Below are 20,912 nucleotides of genomic sequence, written 5' to 3'. Positions count from 1 at the left end.
TCGCGCGCGCATGACAGGTCAGGATTTCCATGCTCGCCTTGGGCAACATCGCCAAAACCATCTTCGGTTCCAGCAACGATCGCTATCTGAAGTCGCTGCGGCCGCTGGTGAAGCGCATCAATGATCTGGAGGCCCAGATCAGTGCCTTGTCCGACACCGAATTGCAGGCGCAGACGCCGAAGCTCAAGGCCGAACTGGCCGCCGGCAAGACGCTGGACGATATCTTGCCCGAAGCCTTCGCCACCGTGCGCGAAGCGTCGAAGCGGGTGCTGGGCATGCGCCATTTCGATGTGCAGATGATCGGCGGCACTGTGCTGCATCGCGGCGAAATCGCCGAAATGCGCACCGGTGAAGGCAAGACGCTGGTGGCAACGCTGGCCGTGTATCTGAATGCGCTTTCGGAAAAGGGCGTGCATGTCATCACCGTGAACGATTATCTCGCCAGCCGCGATGCACAGTGGATGGGCCAGATCTATCGCTTCATGGGCCTGACGGTGGGCGTGATCGTGCCCAATCTGGATGATGCCACAAGGCGTGCCGCCTATGCCTGCGACATCACCTATGGCACCAACAACGAATTCGGTTTCGATTACTTGCGCGACAACATGAAATACACGCGCGAGCAGATGGTGCAGCGGCCGTTCAATTTCGCCGTGGTCGATGAAGTTGACAGCGTGCTGATTGACGAAGCCCGCACGCCGTTGATCATTTCCGGCCCCACCGATGACAAATCGGCGCTCTACACTGCGGTGAATGCCGTGGTGAAGGAGCTGGTGCGCGAGGATGTCGAGGTTGACGAGAAGCAGAAATCGGTGATCCTCACCGAGGCCGGCACCGAAAAGGTGGAGCGGATGCTCAGCGCCGCCGGGCTGCTGGAGGGCGAAAATCTCTATGATTTCGAAAACACCCAGGTGGTTCACCATCTGAATCAGGCGCTGCGCGCCATCGTCATCTTCCGGCGCGACACCGATTATATCGTGCGCGACAACAAGGTGGTGATCATCGATGAATTCACCGGGCGCATGATGGATGGGCGCCGCTGGTCCGAAGGGCTTCACCAGGCGGTGGAGGCCAAGGAAGGCGTGCAGATCATGCCGGAAAACCAGACCCTAGCCAGCATCACCTTCCAGAATTATTTCCGCATGTATCCCAAGCTGGGCGGCATGACTGGTACCGCCAGCACCGAAGCGGCGGAGTTTTTCGACATCTACAAACTGAATGTCGTGGAAATCCCCACCAATGTCGGCGTGCTGCGCAAGGATGTGGACGACGAATTCTACAAGAACGCCGAAGACAAGTACAAGGCGATCGTCAAATCGGTGCGCGAGGCGCAGACGCGTGGGCAGCCGGTGCTGGTCGGCACCGTGTCCATCGAAAAAAGCGAATTGCTGTCGGAATTCCTGAAAAAGGAAGGCGTCGAGCATGTCGTGCTCAACGCCCGCTACCACGAGCAGGAAGCCGTGATCGTCGAACAGGCCGGGCGCATCGGCGCAGTGACCATTGCCACCAACATGGCTGGCCGCGGCACCGACATCAAGCTGGGCGGCAATGAAGAAGCCCGCATCGCCCGCGAACTGGGCCATCTGCCGCCGGGGCCGGAGCGTGAAGCCGCGGAAAGCCGCATCAAGACCGAAGTGGCCGAAGAGCGGCAGAAGGTGCTGGCATCGGGCGGGCTGTTCGTGCTGGGCACCGAACGCCACGAAAGCCGCCGCATCGACAATCAGCTGCGTGGCCGCTCAGGCCGGCAGGGTGACCCTGGCCTGTCGCGTTTCTATCTCAGCCTCGACGATGATCTGCTGCGCATTTTCGGGCAGCAGAGCATGTTGTCGCGCCTGATGAATTCCGGCCTGCAGGAAGGCGAAGCGATCATCCACCCGTGGATTTCGAAAGCCATCGAAACCGCCCAGAAAAAGGTGGAGGCGCGCAACTACGACACCCGCAAGCAGCTGCTGCAATATGATGATGTGATGAACGACCAGCGCAAGGTCATCTATGAACAGCGCGCCGACATCATGGACAGCGAAGCGGTCGGCGATGTGGTGATCGACATGCGCCACGAAACGGTGAACGCCATCGTCGCCACCCGTTGCCCGCTCGGTTCCTACCCCGAACAATGGGATGTGGCCGGGCTGCAAGAGGATGTGGCCGGCACGCTGGGGCTGGACGTCGATATCGCGGCCTGGGCGAAGGAAGAGGGCATTGATCCGGAAATCGTCGTCGATCGCCTGATCGAACGCAGCGATGCGTTGGTGGCTGCCAAGGCCGAGGGCCTGCCCGCCGACACCTGGGTGAGCATCGAAAAAAGCTTCCTGCTGCAAGCGCTCGACCATCACTGGAAAGAGCATCTGGCGACCCTGGATTCGCTGCGCTCGGTCATCCACCTGCGCGCCTATGCCCAGAAAACGCCGATCAACGAATACAAGCGCGAAGCGTTCGCGCTGTTCGAACGCATGCTCACCCTGGTCCGCCAGGATGTGACGCGCATGCTGGCCAATGCGCAGTTTTCCATGCAGGCCGATGAACCGGCGGATGAATTGCCGTCGTTCGTCACCACCGCCGGCGCCGCGCCAACCTTCGACGCCTTCGGTTCGGCGCTGCCCGCCGGCATGCTGGCCGCCGCACAGAGCGCAACCGAACTGCTCGATGTCGATCCCGACGATCTGGAAGAATGGCACCGCTCGGTCAGCCGCAACGCCGAATGCCCGTGCGGTTCGGGCAAGAAGTTCAAGCACTGCCACGGGGCGATCTGACCGCGCACGCCAAAGTGGTACTTTGGCGTGGGTCTTGTGGGCAAATCCGACTGCAGAAATATAGCGCAAGGGCTATGGACATTATATAGCTTGAAGGCTATGTGAGGCTATGCCTTGGACGGTCCTCTATCACGAGGCGTTCCTGCCCGAACTGGAACGGTTTGCAGAGGCCGTGCAGGACGAATTGCTGGCGCTGGTCGAACTGCTGGCTGTGAACGGTCCAAGGCTGTCACGGCCCCATGCCGATACATTGTCGGGATCGAAGCACGCCAACATGAAGGAGTTGCGGTTCAAGGCGGATGACGGCGTGTGGCGCGTCGCCTTTGCCTTTGATCCCGAACGCAATGCCATTTTGCTGGTGGCTGGCGACAAAAGCGGCGTCGCGCAGAAGCGGTTCTACAAGGGCCTGATTGCCAAAGCCGATGCCCGGTTCACCGAGCATCTTGCTGCACTGAAAGGATGAACCTATGCCCGTGACTCATGATGAGGTGATGGCCCGTTTGCCCAAGGCGCGCCAGGCGCGCATCAAGGCGCGCGCCGCTGAACTTCAGCGCGAGATCGACGGGCTGAAGGCCTTGCGCAAGCTGACTGAACACAGCCAGGAACAGATTGCCCAGAGCCTCGGCATCAAGCAGCCCTCCGTGGTCAAGATCGAAAAGCAGACCGATCTCTATCTCTCCACCTTGCGCCGGTTCGTCGAGGCGGCTGGCGGCACGCTTGAATTGCGGGTGCAGCTTCCCGGTACCGGCACGTTCACGCTGACCGGCATAGGTGAAATCGGGAGCGCCAAGACAACTGCCTGATGGCCGCTGCATTGGCCCCTGTTCGCCCGGTCCCCGGTGCGCAGGGCTGTCCACCATGTTCGACGTCGATCTGGACGATTTGGAAGCATGGCATCGCTCTGTCAGTCACAACGCCGAATGCCCGTACGGCAGCGGCAAATAGTTGAAACGTCGCCACGGCGCCCCCTGCCGCGCAGACACATCTGGCCATCTTCGCCAATTGCAGCTTATCATTGCCACTCTTCGGGGGGAGGGCAAGCCATGGCGCAAGACGCCGAACAGGCATTGGCGCAGTTGAGCGGGCTGTCGACGCAGGCGCGCGGCGCACTGGCCCAGTTGGCGGTGCCGTTCAGCGTGGCGTCCGGGGCGGCGATCTTTCGCCAGCATGATCCATCCGATGGCCTGTATCTGATCGAAAGCGGCGGCGTGGTTGTGACCGGGCGCACGCCGGGTGATGGCCATGTCGAATTGGCGCGGCTCGGGCCGGGCGCGATGCTGGGCGAATTCTGCTTGCTGGATGGCGGGCGGCGATCGGCCGATGCGCTGGCCGGCGCGGATTGTTCGGGCTGGCGGCTGGATCTGGCGCGCTTTGCCGGTTTGCAGGACGCTGGCGACGCGGCGGCGCTGGCGCTGGCAGCGACGCTCAGAATGCAAGTGGCAACGCGCAGTCATGATCTGGTGACGGCGCTGGCTGCCACCACCCCCGAAACAGCCACGCCCTTGTCGGCGGGCGTGGCCTTGCAGCCCGATCTACTGGCGGCGCGGTTGCAGACCTTTCCGGGCTTTGACCAGTTCAGCCTCGCCGATTGGGCCGCGCTGGCTGCCGCCGGCCATGGCCATGCGGGCACGCGCGGGCTGCGGCTGGATGGCGGCGCGCCTCGCTTGTGGATCGTGCTGCGCGGCGCGGTGCAGTGGCAAACAGGGAATGGCCTGCAACTGCTGGTGCACGGTCCCGGCGCGCTGGCCGGCGGCGCGGCGTTCGTCGCGGGCTCGCCATGGCCAGCGCGGCTGCTGGTGCGGGAAGAGGCCGAGCTGTTCGCGCTGCCGACCCTGCCGGATGGCGCCACCGGCCAGAAACTGGCGCGGATGCTGGGCAGCGCGCTGGTGCGCGATCAGCGCCGGCTGACGCGGGTGCGCGCCCGCCTGTCTGCGATGGAGATCGCCTGATGTGCCGGATGCTGGGCTATATCGGCGCGCCGGTGCTGCTGGCGGATCTGGTGGTGCGCCCCGACAATGCGCTGCTCAATCAGACCACCGATGCGCAATTGCTGGCCATGCTCAACCTCGCCGGCTTTGGGCTCGCGGCGTGGAACGATGATCTGCACGATGCGCATCTGCCGCTCACCTATCATTCCACCAATGTCGCGGTGTTCGATGCCAATCTGCGGGCGCTCGCTGCGCGGCTGAAGGTGCGCAGCCTGGTGGCGCACTTGCGCGGCGTGCCGCTGGATGGCAGCGCCACCATCAACCAGCAGAGCCTGCACCCGTTCCAGCTGGCCGGCAGCCCGCTGGTGCTGGCCCACAATGGCGATCTGGCCGAATTCGGGCGCATGCGCACCGCCCTGTGGCCGCACATCAAGCCCGACATTGCCAAGGCGATGACCGCGCTGACCGACAGTGCCTTCCTGCACGCGCTGGTCCTCTCCAACGTCGATGATCCGGCCGGGCCGTTCACGGCAGACAGCATCTTCCGCGCCATCACGGCGGCGTTCACTTGCGTTCGCCGGGTGCGCGCCGATCATGGCATCACCCGCTCCTCCTCGGTCAATCTGGTGGTGTCCGATGGCCGTGCGCTGGTCGCCACCCGCTTCACCTTCGATTTCGGCCGCTTCGAAAAGCCGCCGTTCCAGGGCGGCATCGAATTTCTCAGCCAATGGTTCACCATCGGCGAGCGTTATGGCTTTGCCGACGGCGAATGGAAGATGACCGGCGGGCGCGGCGCCGGCACGCTGGTGGCCTCCGAGCCCTTGACGCGCGATGTTTCGACCTGGGTGGAAGTGCCCGAATATGGCGCGCTGCTGGTGGATGGCGGCGACGCGCCAAGGCGGCGGATCGTGATGATCGATTGTTGAAGGGGTCTTGCCGTCGGCAGGCCTGCGTCTGATACTCACCTCATCAAGGCGGGGGAGACAGTGCGATGGCGACGATGGCAACCAGGAGCAGGATCGACATTCGGCCGTTGACGCCGGCGATTGGGGCCGAGCTCCACGGCATCGATCTGGGCGCGCCCGACATCGCCGATCACATCCCGGCGATCAAATCCGCGCTGCTGGCGCACAAGGTGATCTTCTTTCGCGATCAGCACATTACGGCCGAGCAGCATATCGAATTTGCCCGCCACTTCGGCGATCTGGAAATCCACCCGGCGACGCCCAAGGATCAGGCCAATCAGGAGATATTGCGCATCGCGCATGGGCCGGACAGCCGGGGCACGGAAAACGCCTGGCACAGCGATGTGACCTGGCGGGAGCGGCCGTCGCTGGGCTCGATCCTGCGTGCCATCGAAGTGCCGGCAGTGGGCGGCGACACGCTGTTTGCCGATATGCACCTGGCCTTCCTGTCGCTCAGCCCAGAAATGCAGCGCTTTGTGCGCGGGCTGAATGCGGTGCACGATATCGCCCGGGTGTTTGCTGGCCGGCTGGGCAAGACCGCCGATGATCTGCGCGCCAAATATCCGCCGCAAACCCATCCAGTGGTGCGCACGCACCCCGAAACCGGCGCGCCGACGCTGTATGTCAACACCGCCTTCACCAGCCATATCGAAGGCCTGAGCGCGAGCGAGAGCGCGACCCTGCTGGCGCATCTTTATGCCACCGCGTCCAATCCCGAAATCCAGTGCCGATTCCGCTGGCAGCCGGGCAGCATCGCCTTCTGGGACAATCGCGCCGGCCAGCATTTTGCCGCCAGCGATTATTTCCCGGCGCGGCGCGTGATGGAGCGGGTGACCATCGCCGGCTGCAAGCCATACCATGATGCGACTCGGGGCTGATGCCGTGATGGATGACCGCGCGCTGGGCATGGACCGGCCGATCAGCCGGCGCGATTTCGTCGGCGGGGTGGCGGTGGCGATTGGCGCGGCGGGGGCCGGTGCGCCGGCCATGGCTGCGCCTTCGGGGCTTGTCCCACAGGACGAGAGCTACCCGCCGTCCCGCACCGGCCTGCGCGGCAGCCATGCCGGCGCGTTTGAATCCGCCCATGCCCTGCGCGATGGCACGCTGCAATTGGGCGATGCCGAGGACACGGGCGAAGCCTATGATCTGGTGATCGTCGGCGGCGGCCTCTCTGGCCTGGCGGCGGCGCATTATTATCGCAAGGCGGTAGGGGCGGGGCCACGCATCCTGATCCTCGACAATCACGATGATTTCGGCGGCCACGCCAAGCGCAACGAATATCTGGTCGATGGCAAATTGGTCGTCATCAACGGCGGCACGCTCAACATCGAATCGCCGGAGCGATACAACCAGTGGGCGAAGGGGTTGCTCGATGATCTCGGCGTCGATCTGGCGCGCTACACGGCCAATCAGGATCGCGGCGATCTTTATGCCTCGCTCGGCCTGAAACGCGGCTGGTTCTTTGAAAAGGAGCGGTTTGGCGCCGATCGGTTGGCGGTGGCGCCGGCGGGGCAGGGCGGCCGCGCCTTCTCGCCGGAATTTCTCGTTACCACGCCGCTGTCGGCCAAGGCGCGCGCCGATCTGCTGCGGCTGGTGGCGCCCGATCAGCCGGATTATCTCGCCGGCATGAGCGTGACGGCCAAGAAGGACTGGCTCGCCCGCCACAGCTTCCAGGACTATTATCTCACCAAGGTCGGCATCGACCCACAAGCGATGCATTTCTTCCTCGCCATGGGCCGCGCCAGCTTCTGCGTCGGGGCCGATGCCACCCCGGCGCTGTTTGCCTGGGTGCAGAACTATCCGGGCTTTTCCGGCCTGGGCCTTGGCGCGGTACCCGATGGCCTGTTCGCCGATCTGCCCGGCGGACACCATGGTCGGCAGCGTGAGGGCAAGGGCAGCATCCATTTCCCCGATGGCAATGCGACGCTGGCCCGCCTGCTGGTGGCGTCGCTGGTGCCGGCGGCGACCGCGGCGCGCAGCCAGGAGGATATGGCAACGGCGCGCATCGATTATGGCGCGCTCGACCGGGCGGAGAATAGCGTGCGCATCCGGCTGTCGAGCATGGTGCTGAATGTTGCGCACGATGGCGATGCGCGCACGGCCGAAAGCGCGCTGGTCCGCTACATGCAGGGCGGGCGTTTGAAGCAGGTGCGGGGCAAGGCCGTGATCCTGGCCTGCTGGAACGAGGTGATCCCGCATATCATGCCGGAACTGCCCGCGGCGCAGAAAGAGGCGCTGCGCTATGGCACCAAGGGGCCGCTGGTTTACACCAATGTCGTGCTCAGGAACTGGCGGGCGTTTCAGCGGCTGGGCGTGCACCACATCAATTGCCCGACGATGTTCCACGATGCGGTGTCGCTCACCGAAGCGGCGAGCCTGGGCGGCCTCGCCCATGCCCGCAGCCCGGATGAACCGGTGGCGCTGCACCTGACGCAATTCCCCGCCAGCCCCGGCCTGCCGCGCCGCGATCAGCACAAGATCGGCCGCGCCAACCTGCTCGCCACCAGCTTCGAAACCTTCGAGCGCGAAACCCGCCGCCAGTTGCAGCGGCTGCTGGGGCCGGGCGGCTTCGATGCCGCCCGCGACATCGCCGCCATCACCGTCAACCGCTGGCCGCACGGCTACAGCTACACCTACAACAGCCTCACCGATCCGGTGGAGTGGGTCTATGCCCAAAGCCCCAACCGCCCCTGCGTCATCGGCCGGCAACCCTTTGGCCTGATCGCCATCGCCAACGCGGATGCTGCGGCCAGCCCGCACACCGATGCGGCGTTTCTGGAGGCACACCGCGCGGTGAGCGAGATTGTGGAGCGGCAGACGTTTCCGTTTGTGCCGAGGGAATGACCGGGTAAAGGGTGGCAGCGTGCAGCGGCCGATCAGCAGCGAGGCACCGGATTGACACCAATAGCTGGGTAGCCGTTGGCCCTGATGCTAGCATTTGAGGTTCTTGGGACAGGGAATTCCGAACAAGGTATATTACACGGGAATTTTTTTTGGCATACTGAAGGAATTGTGTCAGTTTGAGATCCGAACCTTATCGCAATTTTTCGGAACGTCCGAATGCCCTTTTACATTCGCAAATCAGTCTCCGCAGGTCCTTTTCGCTTCAATCTTTCCAAGGGAGGCGTTGGGCTGTCTGTTGGCGTAAAGGGCCTGAGGTTTGGCACAGGGCCGCGCGGCCACTATGTTCATGCCGGCAGAGGCGGTCTCTACTATCGAGCGTCGCTGGGAGGTGGAAATGCTGACTCCAAGCGGCAGAAGGCAGACCTCGGTCAGTTACAGCCGTCGCCAAAGCAGCCCCTCGCGCAGAATTTGGATGCGGAGATGGTGCGGATTTCATCAGCTGATGTGCTCGCGATGAAAGATGCGAGGTTCATCGAGCTCTTGGACGAACTGAACACAAAACAGCAACAGTTAAGGCTTTCGGTAATTTTCGGTGGCATTGCTGCCATCATGAGCCTTTGGTTCATGGCCATCTTCGGGTTCAACGGCTTCCTTGCCGGAGTCGGATTTACACTAGTCGTAGCCTTGGCAGGCGCTTATCTCGATGATTATCGACGCGCAGTTGTGGTCATGTATGACCTCGAAGATGACACTGAAGCTGCCTATCAGGCCCTAACCACTGCATTTGATGGTATGACCAAGGCAACGGTTATTTGGCGGGTCGACTCCGGCGGCGAGATCCCAGATCTGGCGGCTTGGAAGCGGAACGCTGGCGCTGCCTATCTAGTTGACCGAAAGTCAACCACGTTCAGATATGCGCTGCCGTCGATATTCAAGAGCAATGTAACGCCGCCTTCCATGCAAGTTGGCAAGGAGACGCTGTATTTCCTGCCAGACGTGGTCTTGGTACTGGAGGGCAACAATTTTGGTGCGGTCGGCTATGACAAGCTCAAGGTGCGTTGGGAGGAAAGTCGGCACATCGAGGCGGAGTCCGTCCCTTCAGATGCGCGCATCGTCGGACAAACCTGGATGCATCCTAACAAGAACGGTGGACCTGATCGCCGGTTTGCCAACAACAGACAAATCCCGATCTGTCTATATGAGAGCATTCACCTTACTAGCACCAACGGGCTCAATGAATTGATTCAACTGTCAATCCTAGGCTGTGCGGCACCATTTGCCGATGCAGCTCAAAAGCTGTCGGGCAGCATTGGGAGTAGCCAAGGACTGGCTCTGCCTCATTTGTAGAGGAAAAATGAAGTTTCAGTATTGCGGTGACAGCTCTGCCTGTCTCCATTGGTTTCCGCCCGCGCCTAGGCCGTGGACTCATAATGGCGCAGGCGTAGCCTGATGCAGGCCAGCTTGGTCATTGCGAGGAAGGATGAGCCGAGCTTGTCATAGCGGGTGGCGATGCGGCGGTAGTATTTGAGTTTGTTGAAGAACCGCTCGATGAGGTTGCGCTGGCGGTAGAGCCAGGGCGAGAAGCAGACGGGATCGCGCCGGTTGCGCTTGGGTGGGATGTTGGCCCAGCCACCGCCACCAGCCACCATGGCGCGCAGCCAGTCGGCATCATAGGCCCGGTCTGCAAGCACCATCTGGCCGTGGCGGATATCGGCGAGCAGTTCAGCAGCCGCCTTGATATCGTGGGTCTGGCCGGGCGTGATGACGATCTTCACCGGCAGGCCATCGGCATCGGTCAGAGCATGGATTTTCGTAGTAAGACCGCCCCGGCTTCGTCCAAGACATCGATCTGGGTGGCTTTTTTTAAAGTGGCAGCGGCATGATGCACACGCACGCTGGTGCCGTCGATCATGCGCACGTCGCCACCGTAAGCATCTGTAATTGCATCCATGATCCGGTCCCATACGCCGGCCTTCGTCCAGCGCCGGAACCGATTGTAGCACGTGGTGTAGGGGCCATAGCGTTCCGGCAGATCACGCCAGGGCGAACCCGAACGCAGCACCCAAAAGATGCCATTCAACACCCGCCGGTCGTCCACCCGCACCACACCGCGCGGCTTGTTCGGCAGCAGCGGCGCAATCACACGCCATTCAAACTCCGTCAGATCGTAGCGGCTCACCATAGGCTCCCTTCCGGAAACCTTGAATCAGAACCTCGCCGCCTTGGGAATCCCATTTATGGGTACACGGCCTAGCTCGCTCTGGGGTAGGCCCGCGCTCAAACCGGCACTAGGCCGTGTTGACAAAAGGGATTCCCAAGGGACTCGGTTTCTGATTCAAGGCTGCTTTTTGGGGAGCAGCTGTGGTTCGCGGGGATCTGACGGACGAGGAATGGGCAGTGGTTGGGGCGCTGCTGCCGCCTGAGCGCGGTCGTTGGGCACGGCCTGCCGGGGATAACCGGCGCTTTTTGAACGGGATGCTGCACGTGCTGCGGGTCGGCTGCCCCTGGCGGGACATGCATGAGCGTTACGGCAAGTGGAACTCGGTTTATGTTCGGTTCCGGCGCTGGGCCGAACAGGGCGTGTGGGATGCTTTGCTGCAAACGCTGGTCGACCTCGGGCTCACCGACGACTGGCAGCACATGATCGACAGCACCACAGTTCGCGGCCACGTCTCGGCAGCGGGCGGAAAAGGGGGGCCTGTGCGAACGCTTTTGGTCGATCACGCGGCGGCTTTACGAGCAAAGTCCACGCCCGGTCAGACAATCAAGGACGCCCTCTCGGCTTCATCCTGACCGGCGGCGAAGCGTCGGACTATGCCGCGGCCGACGCGCTGATGACGATCCCCGTGGCGAAGCCGAAGGCGCTCCTGGCCGACAAGGGCTACGATGGCGACGCCTTCCGGCAGAACCTCCTGATGCACGGCATTTTGCCCGTCATCCCGCCGCGTTCCAACCGCAAGGCGCCCGAACATCCCGACTATCGTCGCTACCGGGATCGCAATCGCATCGAGCGAATGTTCGGCAAGCTGAAACAACAGCGCCGCATCGCCACCAGATATGACAAGACCGCACTCTCGTTCGCCAGCTTCCTCAACCTCGCCGCCGCAAGGCTATGGCTGAAGTCTTTTGTCAACGCGGCCTAACGCTTTCCGCGGCCGGCCGCCCAGCGCGCCGTTGGCGCGGGAGGCGGCGGCGCGGGCTTCGCGGCGGGACCAGTCGAGGGGGCCGAGAAAGCCTTCGAGCAACTTGCTGACCGAGAAATAGGTGTCGAGCGCGGGGAAATGCAGGGCACTGCCGGCGCCGGCCACGGTCACGCCCGCCAGATCGGCGGTGCTGGCGTCGGCAAGGCCATGGGCGCGCGCCGGATCGAAGGCGAGTTCGAGGCCGGAATCGAGATCAACCACGACCCGATGGCGCGCGGGGTCGAAACGCGCCGCCACCGCGTGCGGTCCGGGCTTACGTTTGCCGCCGTCGCGAAACGCCTTGGCCGTGATGGCCACAAATTCAGCCATGGATACGCCTCCATTCCGCACAACATTCGGCCAGGCGTTCGGCAATTTCCTGACCAAGTTCGTTCAACTGCTTCATGCGCCACGGGCCGTCATGATCCCAATATTCCACCGGGCCATCCGGGCAATTCAATCCGAAGCGCGCATCCATGCCCTTGCCATAGGTGTGGACATGCGCAGGGTGGTGATCGTTGGAATTGACCGCGACAACGAAGTTACGGCTGCTGCGGAACACTTGGCCCATGTGATCATGCTTAGCGCATAACCTAATCGGTGTCTAGGTTATATGCCGCAAGCGCACCTCAGCGCTGACGCCATACAGTCCAGTTGGTCGGGCAGGCCTTGACCGGCTGCGGCTGCGCTTGCGGTCCCTCGACGGTCCAGCACTCCGCGAAGATCGAGCAATAGCAGGCGCGCACCTTGATCTGTTCGCGCACCGCATCGAGCCGATCGACCATCCCGGCGTTGGCGGGCACGGCGGGCAGGCTCATGAACAGCACTTCTTCGCCGGGGCGCAGGGCGACGTTGACGATCGGCGAGGTGCGCAGCTGCATCGCCTGGCCCGCTTGATAGCCGCAGCAGGCGGCCAGCAGATCGACCGGCGCGCGCATGGGGCGGCCGGCGTAGCGGACCTCGACAGCACCGATGATCGCCGGCCCCAGGCCATTGTTGCGGAAGTAGAGGCTGATCAGGCGCTCACCATCCGCGGTGTAGTTTCCCGTCTGGTACGCCACGAACGGCCACGCCGCCGCCTGTTGCATGCGCTGCGTGGCGCCGGCCTGGACAAAGGTGCCATAGGCCACAACCAGCGAGATCAGCAGCGCGGGCACGCCGATGAGGAAATGCCCGACCATCGCGAACGGCAGCCACCGCGCAATCCGGCGGATGGCGGGCGTGTCGAGCAGGCGATCGGCATTATGCGGTTCAGGGGTTTCGGCGGGCATGGTTTGCAGCGTAGACTCGATTGCAGTTTGAATGAAGCGGCAAGCTCCCTCCCTTCAAGGGAGGGCGACTCGGCGCCAGCCGAGCGGGGTGGGTGGTCCCGCGCGTGGGTACAGACAACACCCACCCCGGGCCGCCTGCGGCGTCTCTCGCCCTCCCTTGAAGGGAGGGAGCTTAAGCGCTTCGATCAACTATGGGGTGCTCGCAGGCCCGTCGCTGGTGGTTGACCTGCCCTCCCGCTCCGAGTAAAGGCGCGCATCCCTGATTGGCGGCAACGCATGTCGGGGGTTGCGACAGACGGCACCGTGTGCGGACGGCCTCCCGGTTATGGGGGGCCTTTCGCGCTTATGTGATGGAGACATCAACGGGGCAGGCGCTGGAGTAGGCGGCGGGCCATGGTGGCGCGCAGGTCGAAGAGACAGAAGAGAGACGATGCCAACGATCAACCAGTTGATCCGCAAGGGTCGCACGCCGCAAAAGGCGCGCAACAAGGTGCCGGCCATGGAGGCCAACCCGCAGAAGCGCGGTGTTTGCACCCGCGTTTACACCACCACCCCCAAGAAGCCGAACTCGGCGCTGCGCAAGGTGGCCAAGATCCGTCTGACCAATGGCTTTGAAGTCATCGGCTACATTCCGGGTGAAGGCCATAACCTGCAGGAGCACTCGGTTGTTCTGATTCGCGGCGGCCGCGTGAAGGATCTTCCCGGCGTGCGCTACCACATCGTGCGCGGTGTGCTGGACACGCAAGGCGTGAAGAACCGCAAGCAGAGCCGTTCGAAGTACGGCGCGAAGCGTCCGAAGTAAGGGGGGTATAGAAAATGTCACGTCGTCGTCGCCCCGAAAAGCGCGTCATCCTGCCGGATCCCAAGTTCGGTGATCAGGTGCTGTCGAAATTCATGAACCTCGTCATGTTGCAGGGCAAGAAGTCGGTCGCCGAATCGATCGTCTATTCCGCCCTCGAAGTGATCGAGACCAAGAGCCGCCGCGAGCCTTTGGGTGTGTTCCACGATGCGCTGGCCAATGTGCGCCCGGGCATCGAAGTGCGCAGCCGCCGCGTTGGTGGTGCCACCTATCAGGTGCCGGTTGAAGTGCGTCCGGAACGCGGCCAGGCCCTGGCCATCCGCTGGATCATCTCGGCGGCGCGCAAGCGCAGCGAGCACACGATGGCCGCGCGGCTGTCGTCGGAGCTGATGGACGCTGCCGCCAACCGCGGTTCGGCCGTCAAGAAGCGTGAAGACACGCACCGGATGGCGGAAGCCAACCGCGCCTTCTCGCACTACCGCTGGTAACAGCTTGGGCCGGCGCGACCCGCCGGCCCACCTTATTCTTCCCCAAGCCCGAGGCCCCGTCCCATGCCCCGCACGCATCCGCTCGAACGTTATCGCAACATCGGCATCATGGCCCACATTGATGCCGGCAAGACGACTACGACCGAGCGCATCCTGTATTACACCGGCAAGTCCTACAAGATCGGCGAAGTGCATGAAGGCACCGCGACGATGGACTGGATGGAGCAGGAGCAGGAGCGCGGCATCACCATCACGTCGGCCGCCACGACGTGCTTCTGGCGCGCCGAGGATGGCAAGGGCGAAGATCATCGCATCAACATCATCGACACGCCCGGACACGTGGATTTCACCATCGAAGTGGAGCGCTCACTGCGCGTGCTCGATGGCGCCGTGGCCTGCTTCGATGGCGTGGCCGGCGTGGAGCCGCAGTCTGAAACCGTGTGGCGCCAGGCGGACAAATATCGCGTGCCGCGCATGTGCTTCGTCAACAAGCTGGATCGCACCGGCGCCAATTTCAACCGCTGCGTGCAGATGATCAAGGATCGCCTGGGCGCCCGCCCGGCCGTGCTGTATCTGCCGATCGGCCTGGAAAGCGACTTCGTCGGCCTGATCGATCTGGTGCAGAACCGCGCCATCGTCTGGCTGGAAGAATCGCTGGGCGCCAAGTTCGAATACAAGGACATTCCGGCTGACATGGCCGATGAAGCTGCCACTGCCCGTTCCGAGCTGATCGAGATGGCTGTCGAGCAGGACGACGAGCTGATGGAGGCCTATCTCGAAGGCACCGAGCCGACGACGGCGCAGCTGAAGGCGCTGATCCGCAAGGGCACGCTGAATTTCGATTTCGTGCCGGTGCTGTGCGGTTCGGCGTTCAAGAACAAGGGTGTGCAGCCTTTGCTCGATGCGGTGGTGGATTATCTGCCCAGCCCGCTCGACATTCCGCCGATGCACGGCATCAACCTGAAGGATCAGGATGAAGTCCGTGAAGCGTCGGATGATGCGCCGTTCTCGGCGCTGGCCTTCAAGATCATGACCGATCCGTTCGTCGGCACGCTCACCTTCGCGCGCATCTATTCCGGCAAGCTGGAAGCCGCCTCGACGGTGCTGAACAGCGTGAAGGACAAGCGCGAGAAGATCGGCCGCATGCTGCTTATGCACGCCAACAATCGTGAAGACATCAAGGAAGCCCTGGCCGGCGACATCGTCGCGCTGGTCGGCCTGAAGGATGTCACCACGGGTGATACGCTGTGTTCGCCACTTAAGCCGATCATCCTGGAGCGCATGGAGTTCCCCGAGCCGGTGATCGAAGTCGCCGTGGAGCCGAAGACCAAGGCCGACCAGGAAAAGATGGGCATCGCGCTCAATCGCCTGGCCCAGGAAGATCCGTCGTTCCGCGTGTCGTCCGACAACGAAAGCGGCCAGACGATCATCAAGGGCATGGGCGAACTGCACCTGGAAATCCTGGTCGATCGCATGCGCCGCGAATTCAAGGTGGAAGCCAACGTCGGCGCGCCGCAGGTGGCCTATCGCGAAAGCCTGGCGAAGAAGGTCGACGTGGATTACACCCACAAGAAGCAGTCGGGTGGTTCGGGCCAGTTCGGCCGCATCAAGTTCACGGTTGAACCCGGCGAGCGCGGTTCGGGCGTGTTGTTCGTCGATGAAGTGAAGGGCGGCAACGTCCCGCGCGAATATATTCCGGCGGTCGAAAAGGGCATCCGCGAAGTGGCTTCGTCGGGGCACTTGATCGGCTTCCCGCTGATCGACTTCAAGGCAACGCTGTACGACGGCGCCTACCATGACGTCGATTCGTCGGCGCTGGCGTTCGAAATCACCGGCCGCGGCGGCATGCGCGAAGCAGCCGACAAGGCCGGGATCAAGATCCTCGAGCCGGTGATGAAGGTTGAGGTGGTGACGCCGGAAGATTATCTGGGTGACGTCATCGGCGATCTCAACAGCCGTCGCGGCCAGATCCAGGGCACCGACAGCCGCGGCAACGCCCAGGTTGTCGAGGCCATGGTGCCCCTGGCCAACATGTTCGGTTATGTGAACAACCTGCGGTCCATGTCGCAGGGGCGTGCACAATATTCGATGCAATTCAGCCACTATGACGAAGTGCCGTCGAACGTGGCCGAGGAAATCAAGCTCAAGCTGGCTTGATTTTTCGGGAAAGCCGGCTAGTGACCGCGCCTTGCAAGGCGCGCTGATTCGGCCGGTGTCCCCCAGACACCACCGCCAAGGCGCTTCCAACGGAAACGTCCGGTATCATTGAACGTCTCACAGATGTGAGCAAGGAAGAAGGTTACGGCCATGGGCAAAGCAAAGTTCGAGCGGAACAAGCCGCACTGCAACATCGGGACCATCGGTCACGTCGACCATGGCAAGACCTCGCTGACCGCCGCCATCACCAAGGTGCTGGCTGAAACCGGTGGCGCCACCTTCACCGCCTATGATCAGATCGACAAGGCCCCGGAAGAGCGTGAGCGCGGCATCACCATCTCGACCGCGCACGTCGAATATGAAACGCTGAACCGCCACTATGCCCACGTCGATTGCCCCGGCCACGCCGATTATGTGAAGAACATGATCACCGGCGCCGCGCAAATGGACGGCGCCATCCTGGTGGTGTCGGCCACCGATGGCCCGATGCCGCAGACCAAGGAACATATCCTGCTCGCCAAGCAGGTCGGCGTGCCGCAGATGGTCGTGTTCATGAACAAGGTCGATCTGGTTGACGATCCGGAAATCCTGGAACTGGTCGAGCTGGAAATCCGCGAACTGCTGTCCAAATATGATTTCGACGGTGACAATATCCCGATCATCGCCGGTTCGGCCGTGAAGGCGCTGGATGGCACCAACGAAGAGATCGGCCGCGCTGCCGTGCTCAAGCTGATGGCCGCCGTTGACGAGTGGATCCCGCAGCCGGAGCGTCCGCTGGACAAGCCGTTCCTGATGCCGATCGAAGACGTGTTCTCGATCTCGGGCCGCGGCACCGTGGTCACCGGCCGCGTCGAAACCGGCATCGTCAAGGTTGGCGAAGAACTGGAAATCGTTGGCATCAACGACACCCGCAAGACGGTGTGCACCGGCGTCGAAATGTTCCGCAAGCTGCTCGATCAGGGCCAGGCGGGCGACAACATCGGTGCGCTGCTGCGCGGCGTCGGCCGTGAAGAAGTCGAGCGCGGCCAGGTGCTGTGCAAGCCCGGCTCCATCAAGCCGCACACCGAGTTCACCGCCGAAGTCTATGTGCTGTCGAAGGATGAAGGTGGCCGTCACACGCCGTTCTTCGCCAACTACCGCCCGCAGTTCTACTTCCGCACCACCGATGTCACCGGCACCGTTGAGCTGCCGGAAGGCACCGAAATGGTGATGCCGGGTGACAATGTGCAGCTGAAGGTCAAGCTGATCGCTCCGATCGCCATGGAACAGGGTCTGCGCTTCGCCATTCGCGAAGGCGGCCGTACCGTGGGCGCCGGCGTGGTTGCATCGATCATCAAGTGAGTGTAAAGGGCCGCTTCCCCTGGGAAGCGGCCCTGATTCGTTGACGCGCACATGTGCTGCGTCAGCCCGGATCGGAGCCTTGACTGGATCAGACCAGCTTGGTTCTGAAAGCCCGGGGACAGAGATTCAAGCGGCCGGTGCAACCCCGACCTTCCGATCGGGGTAGCGTCGGTCCGCTTTTTTTCGGTTCGTTTTTCGCCCCGCCGCAAGGCAAGGCTGTTTGAACAAGATTGGTATCATGGACGCACAGAACATCCGCATTCGCCTGAAGGCTTTTGACCATCGTGTGCTCGATCTGGCCACGGGTGAGATCGCTGACACTGCAAAGCGGACCGGTGCTGCCATCCGTGGTCCGATTCCGCTGCCGACGCGTTTCGAGAAGTTCACCGTGAACCGCTCGCCGCACGTCGACAAGAAGAGCCGTGAACAGTTCGAGGTGCGCACCTACAAGCGTCTCCTCGACATTGTTGATCCGACCCCGCAAACGGTGGACGCGCTGATGAAGCTCGATCTGGCCGCCGGCGTGGACGTGGAAATCAAACTCGGCAAGTAACCGTCCCGACCAAATACGCGGAGCGACTTTGGTAGGGTCACGCCCCATCCCGGTGCAAGCCGGGAACCTGGAAACAGGAGTTGGGCCTCTGATGAAAGGAATTGATCATGCGCACAGGCGTGATCGCGAAGAAAATGGGGATGACGCGGATCTTCCGCGACGATGGCCGGCATGTGCCCGTCACCGTTCTCGCCCTTGAGAATAACCAGGTCATCGCGGTGAAGACCGACGAGACCGATGGCTACACAGCCGTCCAGCTTGGCGCCGGCACCCGGAAAGCCAAGAACACCAGCAAGCCGGAGCGTGGCCATTTCGGCAAGGCCGAAGTGGAGCCCAAGGCCAAGGTGGCTGAATTCCGCGTGGCCGATGATGCCGTGCTGGAAACCGGCGCCACCATCAGCGCCGATCACTTCATTCCGGGCCAGCTGGTCGATGTCACCGGCATCACCCAGGGCAAGGGCTTTGCCGGCGTCATGAAACGCTGGAACTTCGGCGGTCTGCGCGCCACCCACGGTGTCTCCGTGTCCCACCGCTCGCACGGTTCGACTGGTCAGCGCCAGGATCCGGGCAAGGTGTTCAAGGGCAAGAAGATGGCCGGGCACATGGGCGCCAAGCAGCGCACCCAGCAAAATCTTGAAATCGTTTCGACTGATGTCGAGCGTGGTCTGCTGTTCGTGATGGGCTCGGTGCCCGGATCGAAGGGTGGCTGGCTGCTCGTCAAGGACGCCGTGAAGGTGCCGCGCAAGGCCGAAGTGCCTTATCCGGCGTCGCTGCGTGTGGTCGCCAACGATGTCGCCAATGATGCTGCTCCGCAGGCTGACGCCGCGGTCGCTGCAGACGAAAACACGGAGGCCTGATCATGAAGGTTCAGGTAAAAACCCTGACCGCGGCAGATGCCGGCGAGTTGGAACTGTCGGACGCCGTGTTCGGCAAGGAGCCGCGTCTCGATATCCTGCACCGTGTGGTGACCTGGCAGCTCGAAAAGCGCCGTGGCACCGCCCGCAAGGCGCGTGAACGCAGCGAAGTTGCCCGCACCGGCAAGAAGCTGGGCAATCAGAAGGGCGGCGGTCGTGCCCGTCACGGCAACCGTGCTGCGCCGCAATTCGTCGGCGGCGGCAAGGCCCATGGTCCGCGCGTGCGTGATTTCGATCCGTCGCTGAACAAGAAGATCCGCCGCCTCGGCCTGGCCACCGCGCTCAGCGTGAAGGCCCAGGAAGGCAAGCTGATCGTGGTCGAAGACCTCAATCTGGGTGAAGCCAAGACCAAGGCCTTCATCGCTTCGATGAGCGCGCTCGGCATCACGTCCGGGCTGTTCATTGATGGTGCGGCTGTGGACACCGGGTTCGCGCGGGCTTCGGCCAATGTGCCCCACATCGACGTGCTGCCGGCGATCGGCGCCAACGTCTATGACATCCTCAATCACGACACGCTGGTGCTGACCCGCGCTGCCGTTTCGGCACTGGAGGCCCGGGTCAATGGCTAACATCGACATCAAGCATTACGACGTGGTCGTGAAGCCGGTGATCACCGAAAAGTCGACCCTGGTGTCCGAGTACAACCAGGTCGTCTTCCAGGTCGCCCGCGATGCTACCAAGCCGCAGATCAAGGCCGCCATCGAAGCGCTGTACGGCGTGAAGGTGCTGGCCGTGAACACCCTGGTTGCCAAGGGCAAGACCAAGCGGTGGCGCGGCCAGGAATATCGCCGGTCGGACGTGAAAAAGGCCGTCGTGACGGTCGCCGATGGCGATCGCATCGATGTGACCACCAGCATCTGAGGGCGGGAACAGAGCAATGGCACTCAAGAGCTATAATCCGACCAGCCCGGGCCAACGCGGCCTGATCCTGGTTGACCGTTCGGCGCTGTTCAAGGGCCGGCCGCTGAAGACTCTCACCGAAGGTCTGAAGAAGACCGGCGGCCGCAACAACAAGGGCCACGCCACCGCGCGCGGCATTGGTGGCGGTCACAAGCGCCTGTATCGCGTCGTCGATTTCAAGCGCCGCCTGTGGGACGTCGCCGCGACCGTGGAACGGCTGGAATATGACCCCAACCGTTCGGCGTTCATCGCCCTGGTAAAGTACGCCGACAAGGAAGGCACCCAGGCCTATATCATCGCGCCGCAGCGCCTGAACGTTGGCGACAGCGTGATCGCCGGCAAGAAGGTTGACGTGAAGCCGGGCAATGCCATGGAAATCGGCCAGATGCCGGTTGGCACCATTGTTCACAATGTCGAGCTGAAGCCCGGCAAGGGTGGCCAGATGGCCCGCGCTGCCGGAACCTTTGTGCAGGTTGTCGGCCGCGACAAGGGCATGGTGATCATCCGCCTGAACAGCGGTGAGCAGCGCTATGTCCGTTCCGAATGCATGGCGACGGTGGGCGCGGTGTCGAACCCCGACAACAGCAACCAGAACCTCGGCAAGGCCGGTCGCAATCGTTGGCTGGGCTATCGTCCGCTGACCCGCGGTGTGGCCAAGAACCCGGTCGATCACCCGCATGGTGGTGGTGAAGGTCGCACGTCCGGTGGTCGTCACCCAGTGACGCCATGGGGCAAGCCGACCAAGGGCATGAAGACGCGTTCGAACAAGGCGACGGATCACATGATCATCCGGTCGCGCCACGCCAAGAAGAAGAGGTAA

Annotated in this window: 20 protein-coding genes and 2 pseudogenes; 18 read left to right on the top strand and 4 right to left on the bottom strand. The window is 62.7% G+C overall.

Going from position 1 to position 20,912, the window contains the following annotated elements; all coding sequences use genetic code 11:
• Positions 1-29 precede the first annotated feature (29 nt).
• The 8 genes from secA to AC6UUM_RS14510 all read left to right on the top strand — a co-directional run bounded on the left by secA (position 30) and on the right by AC6UUM_RS14510 (position 9,834).
• Entirely contained in the window at positions 30-2,750 is a 2,721-nt protein-coding gene (secA, locus tag AC6UUM_RS14545) for a preprotein translocase subunit SecA (protein WP_500802965.1), read from the top strand.
• 109 nt (positions 2,751-2,859) lie between these two features.
• Positions 2,860-3,213 carry a type II toxin-antitoxin system RelE/ParE family toxin gene (locus AC6UUM_RS14540; RefSeq protein ID WP_500802964.1) on the top strand — a complete coding sequence of 118 codons (354 nt, stop codon included), beginning with the start codon at positions 2,860-2,862 and terminating at the stop codon, positions 3,211-3,213.
• Positions 3,214-3,217: 4 nt separating this feature from the next.
• Entirely contained in the window at positions 3,218-3,553 is a 336-nt protein-coding gene (locus tag AC6UUM_RS14535; RefSeq protein WP_500802963.1) for an XRE family transcriptional regulator, read from the top strand.
• A 240-nt stretch (positions 3,554-3,793) separates the two neighbouring features.
• A complete protein-coding gene (locus tag AC6UUM_RS14530; RefSeq protein WP_500802962.1) occupies positions 3,794-4,699 on the top strand; it encodes a cyclic nucleotide-binding domain-containing protein in 906 nt (301 codons plus the stop codon).
• A complete protein-coding gene (locus tag AC6UUM_RS14525) occupies positions 4,699-5,604 on the top strand; it encodes a class II glutamine amidotransferase (protein WP_500802961.1) in 906 nt (301 codons plus the stop codon). Before AC6UUM_RS14530 ends, AC6UUM_RS14525 begins: the two co-directional genes overlap by 1 nt.
• 65 nt (positions 5,605-5,669) lie before the next feature.
• Complete coding sequence (locus tag AC6UUM_RS14520) at positions 5,670-6,521, top strand: TauD/TfdA dioxygenase family protein (protein ID WP_500802960.1); 852 nt, start codon at positions 5,670-5,672, stop codon at positions 6,519-6,521.
• Complete coding sequence (locus AC6UUM_RS14515; RefSeq protein WP_500802959.1) at positions 6,502-8,487, top strand: NAD(P)-binding protein; 1,986 nt, start codon at positions 6,502-6,504, stop codon at positions 8,485-8,487. Before AC6UUM_RS14520 ends, AC6UUM_RS14515 begins: the two co-directional genes overlap by 20 nt.
• 216 nt (positions 8,488-8,703) lie before the next feature.
• Positions 8,704-9,834: a DUF4236 domain-containing protein gene (locus AC6UUM_RS14510; RefSeq protein ID WP_500802958.1), complete on the top strand. Its 1,131-nt coding sequence runs from the start codon at positions 8,704-8,706 to the stop codon at positions 9,832-9,834.
• 65 nt (positions 9,835-9,899) lie between these two features.
• On the opposite strand, the pseudogene AC6UUM_RS14505 reads toward AC6UUM_RS14510, so the two are convergent.
• Positions 9,900-10,669, bottom strand: a pseudogene (locus tag AC6UUM_RS14505) (IS5 family transposase).
• A 179-nt stretch (positions 10,670-10,848) separates the two neighbouring features.
• Here AC6UUM_RS14505 and AC6UUM_RS14500 point away from each other — a divergent pair.
• Positions 10,849-11,630 (top strand): annotated as a pseudogene (locus tag AC6UUM_RS14500) (IS5 family transposase).
• Here AC6UUM_RS14500 and AC6UUM_RS14495 read toward each other — a convergent pair.
• The 3 genes from AC6UUM_RS14495 to AC6UUM_RS14485 are packed head-to-tail and all read right to left on the bottom strand — an operon-like array spanning position 11,598 to position 12,940.
• Positions 11,598-11,999: a DUF2442 domain-containing protein gene (locus AC6UUM_RS14495; RefSeq protein ID WP_500802957.1), complete on the bottom strand. Its 402-nt coding sequence runs from the start codon at positions 11,997-11,999 to the stop codon at positions 11,598-11,600. The pseudogene AC6UUM_RS14500 and the gene AC6UUM_RS14495 overlap by 33 nt on opposite strands.
• Positions 11,992-12,240, bottom strand: a complete 249-nt coding sequence (locus AC6UUM_RS14490) for a DUF4160 domain-containing protein (protein WP_500802956.1) — start codon at positions 12,238-12,240, stop codon at positions 11,992-11,994. Before AC6UUM_RS14490 ends, AC6UUM_RS14495 begins: the two co-directional genes overlap by 8 nt.
• Positions 12,241-12,298: 58 nt before the next feature.
• A complete protein-coding gene (locus AC6UUM_RS14485) occupies positions 12,299-12,940 on the bottom strand; it encodes a hypothetical protein (protein ID WP_500802955.1) in 642 nt (213 codons plus the stop codon).
• Between the two features lie 430 nt (positions 12,941-13,370).
• Here AC6UUM_RS14485 and rpsL point away from each other — a divergent pair, with 430 nt between their 5' ends.
• From rpsL to rplB, 9 genes are all read left to right on the top strand, one after another.
• Positions 13,371-13,742, top strand: a complete 372-nt coding sequence (gene rpsL, locus AC6UUM_RS14480; RefSeq protein WP_017666954.1) for a 30S ribosomal protein S12 — start codon at positions 13,371-13,373, stop codon at positions 13,740-13,742.
• Between the two features lie 14 nt (positions 13,743-13,756).
• Positions 13,757-14,227: a 30S ribosomal protein S7 gene (gene rpsG, locus AC6UUM_RS14475; RefSeq protein WP_353199445.1), complete on the top strand. Its 471-nt coding sequence runs from the start codon at positions 13,757-13,759 to the stop codon at positions 14,225-14,227.
• Positions 14,228-14,290: 63 nt separating this feature from the next.
• Positions 14,291-16,384 carry an elongation factor G gene (fusA, locus tag AC6UUM_RS14470; RefSeq protein WP_500802954.1) on the top strand — a complete coding sequence of 698 codons (2,094 nt, stop codon included), beginning with the start codon at positions 14,291-14,293 and terminating at the stop codon, positions 16,382-16,384.
• A 150-nt stretch (positions 16,385-16,534) separates the two neighbouring features.
• Complete coding sequence (gene tuf, locus AC6UUM_RS14465) at positions 16,535-17,725, top strand: elongation factor Tu (protein WP_439545489.1); 1,191 nt, start codon at positions 16,535-16,537, stop codon at positions 17,723-17,725.
• Positions 17,726-17,963: 238 nt separating this feature from the next.
• Positions 17,964-18,278 carry a 30S ribosomal protein S10 gene (gene rpsJ / locus AC6UUM_RS14460; RefSeq protein ID WP_017666958.1) on the top strand — a complete coding sequence of 105 codons (315 nt, stop codon included), beginning with the start codon at positions 17,964-17,966 and terminating at the stop codon, positions 18,276-18,278.
• A gap of 107 nt (positions 18,279-18,385) precedes the next feature.
• The gene (rplC, locus tag AC6UUM_RS14455; RefSeq protein WP_500802953.1) at positions 18,386-19,135 is read left to right on the top strand and encodes a 50S ribosomal protein L3; all 750 of its coding nucleotides are present in this window, start codon (positions 18,386-18,388) and stop codon (positions 19,133-19,135) included.
• A gap of 2 nt (positions 19,136-19,137) precedes the next feature.
• Complete coding sequence (gene rplD / locus AC6UUM_RS14450) at positions 19,138-19,761, top strand: 50S ribosomal protein L4 (RefSeq protein WP_500802952.1); 624 nt, start codon at positions 19,138-19,140, stop codon at positions 19,759-19,761.
• Complete coding sequence (locus tag AC6UUM_RS14445; RefSeq protein ID WP_353199440.1) at positions 19,754-20,053, top strand: 50S ribosomal protein L23; 300 nt, start codon at positions 19,754-19,756, stop codon at positions 20,051-20,053. The genes rplD and AC6UUM_RS14445 overlap by 8 nt, the downstream gene beginning before the upstream one ends.
• A gap of 16 nt (positions 20,054-20,069) precedes the next feature.
• Positions 20,070-20,912 (top strand): 50S ribosomal protein L2, encoded by an 843-nt coding sequence (gene rplB / locus AC6UUM_RS14440; RefSeq protein ID WP_353199439.1) that lies wholly within the window; start codon positions 20,070-20,072, stop codon positions 20,910-20,912.

The organism is Sandarakinorhabdus sp. (genome assembly GCF_987265915.1).
Note: the sequence above shows the minus strand (reverse complement) of the source record. Positions and strands in the feature narration are given on the sequence as shown.

Excerpts from the sequence above, each read along its gene's own strand:
- AC6UUM_RS14445 (WP_353199440.1), top strand. The coding sequence starts at position 19,754 with ATGGCTAACATCGACATCAAGCATTACGACGTGGTCGTGAAGCCGGTG.
- rplD (WP_500802952.1), top strand. The coding sequence starts at position 19,138 with ATGAAGGTTCAGGTAAAAACCCTGACCGCGGCAGATGCCGGCGAGTTG.
- AC6UUM_RS14520 (WP_500802960.1), top strand. The coding sequence starts at position 5,670 with ATGGCGACGATGGCAACCAGGAGCAGGATCGACATTCGGCCGTTGACG.
- rpsG (WP_353199445.1), top strand. The coding sequence starts at position 13,757 with ATGTCACGTCGTCGTCGCCCCGAAAAGCGCGTCATCCTGCCGGATCCC.
- AC6UUM_RS14525 (WP_500802961.1), top strand. The coding sequence starts at position 4,699 with ATGTGCCGGATGCTGGGCTATATCGGCGCGCCGGTGCTGCTGGCGGAT.
- rplC (WP_500802953.1), top strand. The coding sequence starts at position 18,386 with ATGCGCACAGGCGTGATCGCGAAGAAAATGGGGATGACGCGGATCTTC.
- AC6UUM_RS14515 (WP_500802959.1), top strand. The coding sequence starts at position 6,502 with ATGATGCGACTCGGGGCTGATGCCGTGATGGATGACCGCGCGCTGGGC.
- rpsL (WP_017666954.1), top strand. The coding sequence starts at position 13,371 with ATGCCAACGATCAACCAGTTGATCCGCAAGGGTCGCACGCCGCAAAAG.
- AC6UUM_RS14495 (WP_500802957.1), bottom strand. The coding sequence starts at position 11,999 with ATGGCTGAATTTGTGGCCATCACGGCCAAGGCGTTTCGCGACGGCGGC.
- AC6UUM_RS14510 (WP_500802958.1), top strand. The coding sequence starts at position 8,704 with ATGCCCTTTTACATTCGCAAATCAGTCTCCGCAGGTCCTTTTCGCTTC.
- AC6UUM_RS14530 (WP_500802962.1), top strand. The coding sequence starts at position 3,794 with ATGGCGCAAGACGCCGAACAGGCATTGGCGCAGTTGAGCGGGCTGTCG.
- AC6UUM_RS14535 (WP_500802963.1), top strand. The coding sequence starts at position 3,218 with ATGCCCGTGACTCATGATGAGGTGATGGCCCGTTTGCCCAAGGCGCGC.
- AC6UUM_RS14490 (WP_500802956.1), bottom strand. The coding sequence starts at position 12,240 with ATGGGCCAAGTGTTCCGCAGCAGCCGTAACTTCGTTGTCGCGGTCAAT.
- rpsJ (WP_017666958.1), top strand. The coding sequence starts at position 17,964 with ATGGACGCACAGAACATCCGCATTCGCCTGAAGGCTTTTGACCATCGT.
- fusA (WP_500802954.1), top strand. The coding sequence starts at position 14,291 with ATGCCCCGCACGCATCCGCTCGAACGTTATCGCAACATCGGCATCATG.
- tuf (WP_439545489.1), top strand. The coding sequence starts at position 16,535 with ATGGGCAAAGCAAAGTTCGAGCGGAACAAGCCGCACTGCAACATCGGG.
- secA (WP_500802965.1), top strand. The coding sequence starts at position 30 with ATGCTCGCCTTGGGCAACATCGCCAAAACCATCTTCGGTTCCAGCAAC.
- rplB (WP_353199439.1), top strand. The coding sequence starts at position 20,070 with ATGGCACTCAAGAGCTATAATCCGACCAGCCCGGGCCAACGCGGCCTG.
- AC6UUM_RS14540 (WP_500802964.1), top strand. The coding sequence starts at position 2,860 with ATGCCTTGGACGGTCCTCTATCACGAGGCGTTCCTGCCCGAACTGGAA.
- AC6UUM_RS14485 (WP_500802955.1), bottom strand. The coding sequence starts at position 12,940 with ATGCCCGCCGAAACCCCTGAACCGCATAATGCCGATCGCCTGCTCGAC.